Source organism: Agaribacillus sp. DX54, assembly GCF_056858335.1.
Genome location: NZ_JBXEQE010000007.1, coordinates 160,919 through 175,769, shown reverse-complemented (window position 1 = coordinate 175,769; position 14,851 = coordinate 160,919). Strand labels below are relative to the sequence as shown.

The window sequence follows — 14,851 nt, the reverse complement described above, 5'->3', positions numbered from 1 at the left end:
AATGTGAACTGGTAGAATGATTCTAAATGTTTGAACTGTAAGAATACGTTAAATCCTTTTTAAAAGCGGATAAATCACATTAAGGCATTCTTAATACAGCAGTATTTTACCCTTTTTATTTGCCTGATTATTAAGCAGTGACCGAAGGTAAAAATCGTAAAAATACAGCCCTGGCTTCGCTATTTCACCTCTTATATTGGTGCGGTCCCATTGAATAACCTGCTTACCCAAACTGTGATCGGTAAAATTCTGCTCTACCACCTTGACCAGTTCACCACGGGAGGAATAGATTAACAAAATTGCTGGCAGATCATCCGGCGCATTTTTATAGTTAAATTCAAAGTTGACCAAATCAGTCGCCGGATTAGGATAAACGATGACATTTTGCAATAACGTAAAATCCTCATCAACCACGGTAAATTCTATGGTAGCAGAAGCACGGTTATTAAAGTTGTCAGACGCCGCTACGGTCAGGGTATGCCATCCGGGAACCAGACCTGAGATACGATAGGATAAACTCCCTCTGGTAAAATCATCCAATGCTGATCGATAGAAACGATTGAGCAATATTTTTTCCTCACTTTTACCATCAAGGTAGGCCACAATGCCATTTTCCGGATCGGCACTGAGGTTAATACCGCTTTCATCCTTTAAACCTACCAGCACCTCGATATGCTCACCCACCAGGCCGCCATTTTCAAATTCTTCGAAATCAACAGACAGGCTAATTTCAGGCCCCTGATTGTCACTGCTGTTTGCATGGCCGGTATTTTGAATTTTGAGGTTGTCGTAACTGCCTAAGCCATCCCTGCCCGAAGTATTTTCATAGGCATACAACACCATTTTACCTTCTTTTATTCCTTCCCCTACTCCTCCGGGAATGGTAAAATTTATCTCAAACCTGCCGGATTTTATACTGACAGCACCCCTGACTAACAGATTTTCCCAGCTTTCATAAGTCATGGGTTCATTATTACCATTACCCATTGTGGTTAGTTGTGCCTTTTGGTCAAAAAGGGTAACATTCAGTATTCCATTAAAATCAGGCACAACCGATGAACCGTCATGTATTTCCCCTGTCATTTTTACCCTTGTAAATGATCGCAGTGTATCTACACCGGGATCGTCGTTAACCGCGGTAATGACAACCTCATATTGTGGATAAGCCAGTTGCATAGAAGGGTCACCCAATAAAACAAAGTTGCGGTTGACAATTCCAAAAGCACTCTTATTTTTTGTTATCCTTAAAATATCCCCAAGCCTGGGCTTTTCATTTTCACCATTGAAAGCACTTTCGTAAAACGCTTTGCTTACATCGAAATTGGTGTTGACAATAGCTGGTCTCGAATTGGTAAACACGGCAATGGCACCACCATCTTGTTGGAAAAGTGCTTTCTCAGCACCGGATTCCAGTTCCCGGTTATCGTGTCTGCCAAACTCACAGGTAGCTGTTATAATGACTGGTAATTTGCCTCCGTTTTCCCAGCTATCTATTGATTCAAGATCCAGTATACCCTCGTTGGTCAATTCGGTTTCACCACCATGACCGATAAAATCCAGTATCAACACGCCTTCGTTCACGTATTGATCTATTCTGTCCCTTACCCTGGGGGCCGATTTTCTCCCATTTCGATCTTCAATGGGATAAGAGTCAACAAATACTCTGTCTACCAGATAGCCGGGGCTACTGTTTTCCAGGGAAGTAGCGAGGTAATCGGATTGGTGTTGAAACTTATTGGCGTCTCCGTCGTCCGCCACAAATATTACCTTGTTGCGCCAGGCGCCATTGGCAGTTTCATTTTTGCCATAGGCAGTTTCATTTTTGCCATAGGCAATGAGTTTATCAACGACTATTTTAGCCTCTTGTGTTGTTTTAACAGGTAACCGTCCTACGCCAATATCGAGATCATGTTGTTGCCGGGAATAGGAATTGGTTTCACGCCAGTTTCCTTCTTCATCATCCATGAATGTAAAATAGTCATCGGAGGCATACGAAAAAACATTGTGCAGTGAGTTTCTGGACTGATAGGTGGGCACCACGCCCGTAACATTTTCATCATCAGATAAATAATCGTAAGAGGCATCACCAAACAATAACAAATATTTCAACCGGCCGGATTTGTTGTATAAATGTCTTACAAAGTCCCTGATAGCCGTAACATCTTTTTTGCCTGAGGAAAACTCGTGATACACCTTTTTCAAATCAACTACTTCAACCTGCAGATTATCATTGGAAGACCTGAAAGCAGCCAGTCTTTCGGCTTCGCTCAAAAATGTTGTCGTGGTGATTACAAGCAAGTCAGGTGCATTCAAGCCATGTAAATTTTGATTTGGAACTTTTCCGTTAAAAGCGGGAGATGGTAGGACAGAGGGGTCAAAGAGCACCATTTCCTTGAGTCGGTCAGTATAGGCTTTAATATTCCCTGTATCTGTAGTAACCGTAAATGGCATTTCGTGGATCAAATGAGGGTTTGAAATATCCCATACGCTCATAGTACCTTTCAAACCTGTAACCTGAAAACTAACCGCAGGGAATTTGAGGCTCTCAAACGATCTGAATATCAAAGGATGATCGGCTGCAACCAGTTTTCTTTGGTAGTTAAGCAGAAAATAGTCAAGATAACCGGCATCGCCACTTAAATCATCAAAGGATATTTCAAGGTTCGAACGCTCATTGTCCCCGAATATCATGGCGTCAAATTCCAATGTGCTTTCATTCTCTTTCGCCTGGTGACCAAAGGCATAAAATTCGACTTTTTCTGTTGTCATTTCTCCGATTCTGGTGCCATTCAGGTTAAAGCTGAACAAAGCTTCCCTTTTTGCAGTAGACATCACGGCTGCTTTGAGGGTAGCTTTTCCTTCCCGGTCGGCATTTGGAGTCGGTAACTCAAAGGAAATGCTTTGACCTTCTACCATTTCTTCACCATACCATTTTCTTCCGGAAGCAAGCAGGTTTTTAAGGGCCCTTTTATGAAAAACATAATCATTAAAATAGGTGATCACGGCGTTGGTTTCGTCAGGAATGTTGGCAGCCGGCTCTATTCTCGACCCGGGCTCCCGGTCGATGGTAAGATAATAATAGTTAAACCGGTCGTAAAGGTGGGGGTCTGCAGTTATGATTTGATATGCCATATCAAACTTTATATCTCCGGGGCCTTCTGCGTAAAAAAGCAGATAGTCTCCCTCATCAAAACTACCATCTTCTTCACCACTAACAAAAATAGCATTTTCTGTCAGGTCCTGTGCCCTGGAGGTATCGTTGGCCTGTGGCAACATGGCGCCCCCGTTGCCAAAGATTTTAATAAGCCTGGGATCGATGTCTTCGATTTCTACACCAATTTGCTGCATTTGGTTGTAGTCAATTTTATAGACGCCTCTTTCCGATACCTTGAATTGGAACCAATTACCTTTTGATAATACAGAGGTATTCATAGATTGCTGCCCGTAAAGCACAAACGGTATCAGGGCAAAAATCAAAATCACAGGTCTTTTCATGAAGCAAGCCCTCGCGGATATAGCTTAAGAGATTTTCAAACGATTATCTAAGATAAATAGCAGATGATGCAGGGAAGACTAAAAATGATCAAATAAAAATTAATTTTTAATGAAATTAATGTTAAAAAAAAGCCAGTTCAAAACCGGCCCTTTTTATCAGATGCAGGTTGTAATTAATGTTTTGTTTTCTTTGCTATCTGCTTTCTTCTGTATTCCGGATTGTAGTAATACTTTATCTTTTTCTTTTCATCGCCAGCGGTATATTTACCTTCTTTTACCACTACTTTCTTTTTTCCATAATACCCGCTATTGTAAGTCACCGGCGTACAGGCAATAGACCAAATTCCAAAGATCAAAAACACGATTAATCTTTTCATCATAGTAGTTGTTTGGTGTAGGAGTATATACCGGAATATTATAATTAGGTAACCCTTCAATATCCTCATATTCATATGATAGGATAGATAATAAATTCATTGATATTAAAAAAATACAATTTACTAGAAGCAAAGTTCTATCTGTTTCCGGTCTGATTTACTTGCACGTTGAAACACATAATTTTTTAAAAATCTAACTATCACTTCAATGATATAATCATAATCAATTGATTTTAAATATTTTATAAAATTGTGGATAAATATTGTGGATAACTTCTTCTTAAAAGTTAAATATTATCGATTAAATTTTTCTATATTGCCCTGTTGGTTACTTTAAAATTATTGGAATAATTAATACTCAGACATTTAATATTAGGGGTATATATCGCCTTGAATTCTTATGAAAAAATTTAAAGTCGGTGACAAGGTACAACTGATTTCGGGAAGCGATGAAATGACGGTCTGCGCTGTATTTGGCCTAAGATTAGTGGAGTGTGAATGGACTGGTAAGGAAGGTAAAGTTTACCGGAATTCATTCAGACCCGAATACCTCGATTTGTATGACGTTGAAGCATCTCAAAATCCTGAGCGGGACGTGACTAAAAAAGAAATACATAAAAATTAGCCATAACACCCTGGCTTCGTTTTTTCAATCAGGCAAAAGTTCGTCAAAATCGATTTTTGCATTTCTTAATACCCTGCTGCCTGTCCGTCCTTTCTGGACTCTGAGGCGCCAAAATAAACACCCTTCTCCTCATCCCACATAATGGCCTGATAACCACCATAAGCACCGTTGGCCCAGCTAACTTTGTGTCCTTTGCGCATCAGCCCCCTGATCACTTCATAGTCAAAACCATCTTCCAGATAAAGTGTTCCACCATTGGTCATTTTTTCACCCGTGGGTTGGGATGAGCCCAGATGCTGCATTCTCGGTGCATCTCCGGCCTCCTGCAGATTCATGCCAAAATCAATGATGTTTACAATCACCTGAACATGTCCCTGTGGCTGCATAGCCCCGCCCATTAACCCGAAGCTTATCCAGGGTTTTCCATCTTTGGTGATAAACGCCGGAATAATGGTATGAAACGGCCTTTTGTTGGGTTCATACACATTGAAGTGACCTTCTTCCAACGCAAACAACTCTCCCCGGTCCTGCAATATAAAGCCCAGGCCTGTAGGGGTCATACCTGATCCCATACCACGGAAGTTGCTCTGGATCAGTGAAACCATATTCCCGTCCTTATCAGCGACAGTCATATAGATGGTATCCCCGTCTCTGAGGTTTCCGGCAGGATAACTTCTACCGGCCCGGCTGAGGTTAATCAATTTGCTTCTTTCCCTGGCATATTCCTTTGAAATCAGCCTGGCTACAGGCACCTGATTAAAATCCATGTCTGCATAAAACCTGGCTCTGTCTTCATAAGCCAGTTTTTTGGCTTCCGTAAATGCGTGGATATACTCCGTACTTCCAAACCCCATGGATTCGATATCAAAGCCCTCCAAGATATTCAACATCTGCAGGGCGGCAATTCCCTGGCCGTTTGGTGGCAATTCCCAAACGTCATAACCCCGGTAATTGGCGCTAACCGGCTCTACCCATTCCGATTTATGGTTTACCAGATCTTCATAAGATAAAAAACCTCCCTGTTCCTTCATATACCTGGCAATGGTCCTGGCAATTTCACCTGCATAAAACTCATCCCTGCCACCTTTCGCAATTTTTTCAAGCGTTGTTGCTAAATAAGGGTTTTTAAAAATTTCGCCTTTTTCGGGTGCATGGCCATCAGGCATAAATGTTTCTTTAAAACCATCAAATTTCGAAAGAAAACCTGCGCTTCGCTGTATATAATAGGCAATCAACTCACTCACCGGAAAACCGTTATTGGCATAATCAATGGTTGGCTTTAAAATATCGGCCATGGACATGGAGCCAAATTTATTGTGCATTTCATACCAACCATCCACACATCCGGGAACAGATACCGGCAGTGGGCCATGAGAGGGAATTTTTTCCATTTTGTTTTTGACAAAATAATCCAGCTTCAAGGCGCCCGGCGACCGGCCACTGGCGTTGAGTCCGTACAGTTTTTGTGTTTTGGCATCCCAGATGATGGCAAACAGGTCTCCTCCGATACCGTTTCCGGTCGGTTCTACCAATCCAAGCATAGCATTTGCAGCAATAGCCGCGTCAATGGCATTGCCGCCACTTTTTAGCATGTCCAGTCCCACCTGGGTGGCAAGGGGCTGGCTCGTAGCAACCATTCCGTGTTGGGCAATTACTTCAGAGCGCGTGGCAAACTGCTTACCGGTAACACGGTCCTGCGCGGAAAGGATGGTAACGGAAAGCAGGAGGCAGGGGAGTAAGGTCAGGATTTTCATGTCGATTAGTTTAAGAGGAAATAAAACGATATTTTCAGATAATTTTTTCAATAACAGCCTAATATTGATATTTGTTTCCCCAAAAAGCCTTTAGCCGTTTTCTTAGTTCATTTTCCCTGGCATTGGCTCCCGGATCATACAGTTTGGTGCCTTTGATCTCCTCAGGAAGGAATTCCATATCAACAAAATTTCCCGGGTGATCATGGGCATATTTGTATCCGGCTCCGTAGCCTTCCTGTTTCATCAATTTTGTCGGGGCATTTCTGATGGGTAGTGGTACGCCCAAATCCCCCATTTCCCGTACCAGGGATTTAGCGGACTTGATGGCTTTATAGCTGGCATTACTTTTAGGAGAGCTTGCCAGATACGTAGTACATTGCGACAAAATAATTTCCGCTTCAGGATACCCGATCATGTTAACCGCCTGAAAAGTACTGGTAGCCAACACAAGGGCCGTAGGGTTGGCATTGCCAATATCCTCCGAGGCTAAGATAACCAGCCTGCGGGCGATAAACTTTACGTCTTCCCCACCTTCGATCATCCTGGCAAGCCAGTATACCGCCGCGTTGGGATCGCTGCCCCTGATTGATTTGATAAACGCGGAGATGATGTCGTAATGCTGCTCGCCACTTTTGTCATAAATGACCACGCGCTGCTGGGCAATCTGTTTCACATTGTCATTGGTAATCACCACCTGGTTACCCGGAAGTGCGTCTACCACCAATTCCAGCAAATTCAATAATTTCCTGGCGTCACCACCCGAAATATTCAGCAACGCTTCATGCGCTTTGATCAACACTTTTTTAGATTGCAGTTTTTCATCTAACCTAAGGGCCCTGTCTACCAGCTTCAACAAGTCTTCTTCCCTTAATGCTTTCAGCGTATACACCTGACACCGGGAAAGGAGCGCGGAGATCACTTCAAAAGAAGGGTTTTCGGTAGTGGCGCCTATGAGCGTAATAATCCCTTTCTCTACCGCGCCCAGTAGGGCATCCTGTTGTGATTTACTAAACCGGTGGATTTCGTCGATGAAAAGAATGGTTTTCGGGTATCCTTTGGCCTTTTCGATGACTGTTCTTACTTCCTTTACCCCTGAACTAACCGCACTAAGGGTAAAAAAAGCAGCATTTATCTGATTGGCAATAATGTTTGCCAAGGTAGTTTTACCTACCCCGGGAGGCCCCCAGAGAATCATAGAAGGGATCACACCTACCTTCACTGCTCTTCTCAACACCCCGTTTTCACCGACCAGGTGCTCCTGTCCTACTACGTCTTCCAGCTTAACGGGCCTCAGCCGTTCTGCCAAAGGATGATTGATATTAAACATAACAGAAAATTAAAAAAAAAACACCAGCAATTATAAGGAATGGGATTTTATCATGGTCATCTATCTATCCTGACTTTGATTCATGAATATTATTCATCCCTGTTATGGTTTTTACAAGCCAGCAATTATTAGTTTTGCGCCATGTCAAAAGAATTGCGTGTACATTTGGCCCTGGTCACTGCTGGCCTGATCTACGGGGCAAATTATGTGATTGCCAAAGCCGTTATGCCCGATTACATCCGGCCTTTTGGACTCATTGCATTAAGAGTATTTATTGCAGGACTGCTTTTCTGGATTTTGCAGGGACTATTCATCAAAGAAAAAATAACCCATACCCGAGATTACAGGAAATTTCTCGTGGTAGCGGTTTTTGGCGCAGGTGTTAATATGCTGACTTTTTTTCAGGGCCTTAATTACACCAGCGCTATCAATGCCTCCATCATTATGACGCTGGTACCAATTATTGTTTTGATAGCCTCTTACTTTATTTTGAAAGAAAGGATTACCAAATTAAAGTTAGGCGGCATTATTCTCGGGGGTATGGGCGCGGTTCTTTTGATTACCTCCAGGGGAATTTCTTATGAAAATACCCGGTTTATCGGTGATGTGCTGGTGATACTCAACAGCATTTTTTATGGCATTTACCTGGTGATTGTAAAACCACTGATGCTTAAATACCATCCTGTGACTGTCATAAAATGGGTGTTTACTTTTGGTTTCTTTTTGGTTTTGCCGTTTGGATTTTCCGATCTCTTTCACATTCCATGGTCAAACATGCCGCTAAATATTTGGATTGGTATCATTTACGTAATAGTGGGCACCACTTTCTGCACTTATTTGCTCAATGCATGGGCTTTGAAACATACCAGCCCTTCAGTAGCAGGTGCTTATGTGTATTTGCAGCCGGTGTTCGCTACCTTTATCGCGGTTGTTTTTGTCAGTGAAACCCTGGATTGGCAGCAGTTGTTATTTTCTTTGTTGATTTTCGCCGGCGTTTATCTGGTTAGCAAAAAGTAAAGGTCCTTTGATTTTGAGTTAAAAGTTTTTCTGATTGTTTAAAATACCTAAAGCGTCTGCAGCTTCTTTCAGCCTGTCCGTGGCAATTATATCTACCCCCTTGTCTATCAAATCCCGATACAGGTAGTCACCGCGTATTACCGCCCTCCGGTCCAGGTTGCCAAAAGTACCTAAAATGCAAAAAATACCCTGGTCATGAAGCATTTTGTAATGATCCCGGGCCAACAGCCTGATCCCTGTAAAGGCAATTACGTTTTTGGCGGGAATACCCGCTTTCTTTACCCTTTCAAATTCGTCTTTATTTCTGATAGTAACCGATATCATCAAAGAGGGATTGAGCCGGTGCACTTTTACCGCGTTTTCCACGGTGTACACAATTATACTCACATGGCTTTCGGCTCCGGTTTGTTCAATCAGGCGGATCACTTTTTCAAAGTCAACACCTCTTTTAACATCAACGCTGACCAGGGCTCCTTTTTCTTTTGCCCACTGCAATACTTCTGCTAAGGTCGGTACATTAAAATCCGTGATGTTTCCTTCATTGTCTTTCAACCTGAGGTTTTTTATCTCGGCAAGTGTCATCCCATCCACATAGCCCGTTCCATTGGTAGTTCTGTCGACTTTGTCATCGTGCATCAGCACCAAATGTCCGTCTTTGGTCGTGTTTACATCAAATTCTATCAATGCCTTTGTGTAAGAAAGTGTGTTATCGAAGGTTTCTATACAATTCTCAGGGAAACCGGGATACGGCCCTCCGCGGTGGGCGCTAATCATGGGAGCAAGGCCTGGTTCCCATTTGAAAACTTCCCTGGCATCAAGGTTGGCACGGTTTCCGGAACCCTGCGAATTTTCATTTTGACAGCTTAAGGAGAAAGTCAAAAATATAAGGCAGAAATACTTGAAGATATGACTCATGGAGATGTTTTGAAAAGTGGCGTTTGCTTTATGGCAAAGTAATAAATAATCAGGCTTATTTTTTCTGCTTTGTCAGTCATTTTTTGTCCGGAAGTGATCGCAAAATTGTCCGTTTTTAATACAAAATATTCTCTATACTTTCCCTGAATTAGTTGTAAATATTTGATTATAAGTAATTTATAAAAAATGGCATACCAATTGGCTAAAAAAAGTCATAAGGTCAAAACTCAAAATAAATACAACAATGAAAACAATCAGTGTCACCACCAAAAAGGTTACAATTATTGTCGGCGTTATAATGGCAATATTAATTTTGCTGGTCTTTAATGCCAGCGCAGAGCCTGAAAATGATTTAAGATATAAGTCAGGAGTTGTCAAAATTCAGCAGGCCGTCAATGACCTGGCTATGCAAACTGAATTGGATTGTGAACAACTCAATCACAAAAAGGTACTCAAATTTTTTGATGACAATGAAAACCTTCTGTATGAATCAGAAGTCAATATGGATAAGGTAATCAATGATGAAAAGCTTATAAAATTGCTTCATCAAAGTGATTTGGTAGTCAATTTAGATCATACATCTTTCTATAGATTCAACAAGTAGCACTTTCTAAATCATCAGTGAATAAAAGGAGATTAATTCTCCTTTTATTTAATAGGGTAACAATGCCAGCACCACCAATACCAGCAACACAACGCCGGAAACGGTTATGATCCGTATATTTCTCTTAAAAGGTATTAACAAAAAAATAGAACCGGTAAATAATAGTCCGGTCAATTTAATATACATCTTGCGTTCATGATTTTCAAACCACTGCCAGAAGATGATCTGATCAAAAACCAGTACCACAAGACCAACCAGCACCGACCAGGTAATATATAAAATCCATTGATTTTTCTTACCCAACACCTGTTGATAAGACGCCTGTAACTGATCGTAATTATATTGTAGCAGATCGTATTTTCGCTTAAGATAATTAAAGTTATTCCGTTCAAAGATTAAATCCTTGCCGGTATCGTTCTTGATCCTTTCAATTTCTGAGACATACTTTTCTATGTCAGATTTATGGGCTGATTTATCAATTTGCTTCTGATGGCGAATTTGAAGGTCTTCTATGATGATGCGCACGACATTGATAAATTCGTCGTGGCCATGAATCCATTTGTCCAGACTCGATGAGTCAGCCGCGTGATTATGGCCGCTTATTTCAATTTTCTCCAAATCTTTTTTGTAGTGAACATCTTTTGGCAGAAAATTGCCGATCAACATCAGGGTTTCCTTTTTGGTGGCATTAAACAGATTATGGTCCCCGTAATTTAATTTCTTGAGCCTTCTAAGTATCTCTTCGAATTTTTCAATAGCTTCTAGCATGCCATAAATATAAGCAATAGGGATTCTTAAATCATGACAAAAATCTTTGAAATCATGCATATTCTGGCTATATTTAAGATTAGGTTTTGTTTTAAGGCAACAATTATTTTGAAAATGCCTTGGTTTTAACGCAATAAACAGCCTAAGAATAAGTTAAATAAGGTGTGTGAAATTAAAATGTTAGTAGTATGACGATTCTTGAAAAAACTAGCCTGCTTAACTCTATAATCAGGGAAAAACAGAAGTTAATAGATGACTACGATAACGTAGAAGCCCATTACAAAAGCCTTTACGGATATACTAACCGGGAAAAGTATATCAAGGAAATGGAATTCTATAATTTCATCATTTCCAAATGGGATGAGTACAAGTTTAATACCGAAAAGAAGCATCTCCACCTAAACTAAATACTTCTATATTCAGGTACCATTACCTCCGCATGCCTCCAAAGGTGAAGGTAAAGTTTTCCCTTGCAGGAGAAAGCCCGCCAATGGTTCTGTCAAAAGCATGCCCATAGTCTATGCCTATCATGCCCATTCCCGGAAGATTGATCCTTACCCCGATACCGGCTGCTTTAAACAATTGATTAGGATTGTAGTCTTCATAATTATTCCAGGTATTACCGGCTTCCATGAAACCGAGTACATAAATCAGGGGATTTCCCAGGTTGATAGGATAGCGTAATTCAAAAGTGAATTTGTTAAAAACCACGCCGCCACTGAATCCGGAAACCGGGTCTGTTGGAACCAGCGAATTTTCATCATAACCGCGCAGTCCGATAGGTTGGGAGCCTATCAAAAAGTCACCGGTCGTTCCCATCCCACTTCCACCCAAAAAGTACCTTTCAAAAGGACCGATGCCCAAATCCTCAGAATATGATCCTAAAAAGCCCATGCTGGCTTTGGCATGAAAGACCAAATCGCCAACAACAGGCGTATAAAAAGCCACGTCAAAATCCCATTTATGATATTCCACAAACCTGTACTTCTCTTCGTTAGGTGCATTTTCGTAGTTTCTGTCATTGAACAGGGAATAGGGAGGAGTTAAACTCAATTTCAATGACAACGAAGACCCGGATCTGGGGTAAAACGGATTATCCACGTTATACCGCGACAGGGTTGTATTAAAGGTAAGCCCATGCGAATCACCATTGCTGATGCCCAAACTATTAGTATTGTTATAATCATCAAAATTATAGTAAGAGTAGGTGACCGAATGCTGAAGTTGAAAGTAATCATCAGGCCATCTGAGGCGCCTGCCCAGGCCCACCGTAGCACTGTACAATTTCAGTTTTCCGAAATTATCCAGCTCGGGGTTGTATTGCTCGTTAACCACATGCGTGAGATTCAATGAAAAGGCATTGTGTTTTTTTCCCCCAAACCATGGCTCCGAAAAACTAAGCGAGTAATTCTGAAAAGTTGATCCATTACTTTGTGCAGTGATCTGAAGCTTTTGACCATCCCCCAGGGGCAAGCCGTTCCAATCTTTGAAACTAAAAAACTTGCTGGCCGAAAAGTTATTCAAGGTAACCCCCAATGTGCCGAAAAACCGTGAGTTTCCCCCCAAACCGGCTGACAACTGGAATTCCGTCCCTGACTGCTCCTCTACAAAATACGACAGATCCACTGTACCTTCCGTACCGTTCAACAACGGTTTAACATCAATAGTTTCCGGGTTAAAATACCCCAATGCAGCCAGTTCGCGTGTTGTTCTTACCAAGTCTTCCCTGCTGAACTTCTGCCCCGGCAAAGTCCTTAACTCCCGCCTGATCACATGGTCACTGGTTTGTTCATTGCCCTTGATATGTATTTGGTTGATGGTAAACTGTGAACCTTCATGAATACGTATTTCTACGTCCACCGAATCACCTTCCACCAGGGCTTCAACCGGATTGATATTGAACATGAGACAACCATCGTCGAGATACAAAGAGCTGACATCCCTGCCTGCAGGATTGTGGTTGAGTTTTTGGCTTAATTGCTCAAAAGCGTATACATCTCCCTTTTCAATACCCAGAATAGCTGATAAAGTGGCATCGGTATATTTGTAATTTCCCTCCCAGGAAATGCTTCTGAAGTAAAACCGCCTGCCTTCTTCCATCTTAAAACAGATGATGGCCGACTTTTTGTTTACCTGAATAATGGTATCGGCCAAAATAGCGGCATTTCGATATCCCTGCTGATTGTAAAACGCCAGGACACTTTTTTTATCTTCCTCGAGGGAGATGCTTTTTAATTTGGAATTTCCAAAAATATTGAAATTGAAGCCATCGTGGATAAATTGTTTGAATCCTTTTTTACCACTGCCGGAAGGTAAGGGGTCGAAGCCGGCGGCAAGGATGTTTTCCCGAAAGCCGAAGTTCCGGGAAAACGGGCCGAATCTGACCTTTTCTTTGGTATTGGGCATCTGCCGTCTGAGTTTACCATCAGAAAACCTGTCATTTCCAGCAAAGAATATTCTTGAGACTTTAACCCGGTTTTTTCTTTTGATATCAAAATTAAGGACAGCGGCATTCGATGGATTTTCACTGATAACCCTGCCGGATTTGACTTCAACATTCAGAAATCCCTTTTCCATGAAAAATCTTTTAATCGTGAGTTCAGCATTTTTGATAATAGAGGGTGTGATGATCCTCCCAATTATCAGGTCAATTTTATCCTTTAAAGTGTTCTGCTGAGATCTCGAAATACCTGTAAAGGTCACTTTGGATAGCCTGGGAAGTTCCTTGATTTCTATCACCAATGACGCCTTGTCAGCTTCAATACCGGTCGCATAGATACTTACATTTTCCATGATCTTTTGATTCCACAGCTTGTTTATGGCCGTGGTTATCCTGTCGCCCGGTATTTTGATCCTGTCGCCCTCCTTCAGGCCTGAAAGCGATATTAATGCATTATGATCCAGGTATTTTGCTCCCGAAACCTTGATTTCAGTGATGTTATATATTTTTGGGCTGCTATAATTTATCTCTTTTATGTCTTTTTTCTGCTGACCATCATACCGTATTTGACCTGCTGCTGAAATGGCGGAAACAACAAATAATAGCTTTGAAATCAAAAAGCACCTGCCATATACCCAAGTTTTACCCATCCTGTTTTTATTAATCCTTCATATGTTTTTAGTATCTCCATAATGCTGTGTCGCGAGAAACAGTTGTCTTAATCATTCATATATTTTCAACTTATTGGTTATTTTAGCGGCCATTAAAAGCAAACATGGGCTTACAGGACTCTTTAATTGTAGGAGGTGCCGGATTACTGGCCGGATTTATCAATACCCTGGCCGGGGGTGGTTCTTTAATCACCCTGCCACTGCTGATTTTTTTAGGGTTACCACCAAATGTTGCCAATGGCACCAACCGGCTGGCCATCCTGCTGGGAACGTTCTCCGCCGCCACCGGATTCAGGAGCAAAGGTGTTTTCGTCTTTCCATACAGTCTTTGGCTGGGTCTTTCCGCAGTTATGGGAGCGGTCATCGGGGCAAAGGTTTCCATTGATCTGAAAGGGGAAACTTTTAACCGGATTCTGGCTGTTGTCATGATTTTGGTGGTATTGAATATCGTATTTAACCCATTGAAAAAAATTACCGCCAAAACTGAAAATCTATCTACAGGCAAGCAATGGGCAGGAATTGTTGCCTTCTTTTTTGTGGGCATTTACGGTGGGTTTATACAGGCCGGGGTGGGCTTTATTATAATAGCCACCCTCACCACCATCAACGGCTTTGACCTGGTAAAAACCAATAGCATCAAGGCGATGGTCATTTTTATTTATACCATCGCGGCATTTTCCGTATTTGTCTTAGATCAGAAAGTAAACTGGTGGGTAGGGTTCACTTTAGCTGCCGGAAATGTAAGTGGGGCCTGGATTGCCAGCAGATGGTCAGTAGGCAGGGGGCAACATTTTATCAAACCCATTCTGCTGGTGATGGTCACTGCCATGGCGATCAGGCTCTGGTTTTTTTAGTGAA

General features: G+C 41.7%; 12 protein-coding genes. 5 read left to right on the top strand and 7 right to left on the bottom strand.

The genetic code is table 11. The annotated features are described in order from the left end of the window. Positions 1–90: 90 nt before the first annotated feature. The gene (gene porU, locus AC04NP_RS10640; RefSeq protein ID WP_482859722.1) at positions 91–3,495 is read right to left on the bottom strand and encodes a type IX secretion system sortase PorU; all 3,405 of its coding nucleotides are present in this window, start codon (positions 3,493–3,495) and stop codon (positions 91–93) included. Between the two features lie 173 nt (positions 3,496–3,668). Then, on the bottom strand, positions 3,669–3,875 hold the full coding sequence (locus tag AC04NP_RS10635) for a hypothetical protein (RefSeq protein WP_482859721.1): 207 nt from the start codon (positions 3,873–3,875) through the stop codon (positions 3,669–3,671). Positions 3,876–4,272: 397 nt separating this feature from the next. Between AC04NP_RS10635 and AC04NP_RS10630 the strand changes: the two genes are divergently transcribed. After that, the gene (locus tag AC04NP_RS10630) at positions 4,273–4,497 is read left to right on the top strand and encodes a YodC family protein (RefSeq protein ID WP_482859720.1); all 225 of its coding nucleotides are present in this window, start codon (positions 4,273–4,275) and stop codon (positions 4,495–4,497) included. Positions 4,498–4,562: 65 nt separating this feature from the next. Here the strand turns inward: AC04NP_RS10630 and ggt are convergent, their stop codons facing one another. Further along, positions 4,563–6,251, bottom strand: a complete 1,689-nt coding sequence (gene ggt / locus AC04NP_RS10625; RefSeq protein ID WP_482859719.1) for a gamma-glutamyltransferase — start codon at positions 6,249–6,251, stop codon at positions 4,563–4,565. 58 nt (positions 6,252–6,309) lie between these two features. Further along, complete coding sequence (locus tag AC04NP_RS10620; RefSeq protein ID WP_482859718.1) at positions 6,310–7,578, bottom strand: replication-associated recombination protein A; 1,269 nt, start codon at positions 7,576–7,578, stop codon at positions 6,310–6,312. A 141-nt stretch (positions 7,579–7,719) separates the two neighbouring features. Between AC04NP_RS10620 and AC04NP_RS10615 the strand changes: the two genes are divergently transcribed. Then, the gene (locus AC04NP_RS10615) at positions 7,720–8,595 is read left to right on the top strand and encodes a DMT family transporter (RefSeq protein WP_482859717.1); all 876 of its coding nucleotides are present in this window, start codon (positions 7,720–7,722) and stop codon (positions 8,593–8,595) included. 18 nt (positions 8,596–8,613) lie between these two features. Here AC04NP_RS10615 and AC04NP_RS10610 read toward each other — a convergent pair whose 3' ends face one another. Continuing rightward, positions 8,614–9,510 (bottom strand): glycerophosphodiester phosphodiesterase family protein, encoded by an 897-nt coding sequence (locus AC04NP_RS10610; RefSeq protein WP_482859716.1) that lies wholly within the window; start codon positions 9,508–9,510, stop codon positions 8,614–8,616. Positions 9,511–9,754: 244 nt separating this feature from the next. On the opposite strand from AC04NP_RS10610, the gene AC04NP_RS10605 reads away from it, so the two are divergent. Beyond that, positions 9,755–10,114 (top strand): hypothetical protein, encoded by a 360-nt coding sequence (locus AC04NP_RS10605; protein WP_482859715.1) that lies wholly within the window; start codon positions 9,755–9,757, stop codon positions 10,112–10,114. 48 nt (positions 10,115–10,162) lie between these two features. On the opposite strand, the gene AC04NP_RS10600 is transcribed toward AC04NP_RS10605, so the two are convergent. Then, complete coding sequence (locus AC04NP_RS10600) at positions 10,163–10,942, bottom strand: hypothetical protein (protein ID WP_482859714.1); 780 nt, start codon at positions 10,940–10,942, stop codon at positions 10,163–10,165. A 128-nt stretch (positions 10,943–11,070) separates the two neighbouring features. On the opposite strand from AC04NP_RS10600, the gene AC04NP_RS10595 reads away from it, so the two are divergent. Continuing rightward, a complete protein-coding gene (locus tag AC04NP_RS10595) occupies positions 11,071–11,289 on the top strand; it encodes a hypothetical protein (RefSeq protein ID WP_482859713.1) in 219 nt (72 codons plus the stop codon). A gap of 22 nt (positions 11,290–11,311) precedes the next feature. Here AC04NP_RS10595 and AC04NP_RS10590 read toward each other — a convergent pair whose 3' ends face one another. Then, positions 11,312–13,972, bottom strand: a complete 2,661-nt coding sequence (locus AC04NP_RS10590; RefSeq protein ID WP_482859712.1) for a BamA/OMP85 family outer membrane protein — start codon at positions 13,970–13,972, stop codon at positions 11,312–11,314. 125 nt (positions 13,973–14,097) lie between these two features. Here AC04NP_RS10590 and AC04NP_RS10585 point away from each other — a divergent pair, with 125 nt between their 5' ends. Beyond that, positions 14,098–14,847: a sulfite exporter TauE/SafE family protein gene (locus AC04NP_RS10585; RefSeq protein WP_482859711.1), complete on the top strand. Its 750-nt coding sequence runs from the start codon at positions 14,098–14,100 to the stop codon at positions 14,845–14,847. The last annotated feature ends 4 nt before the right edge of the window (positions 14,848–14,851 follow it).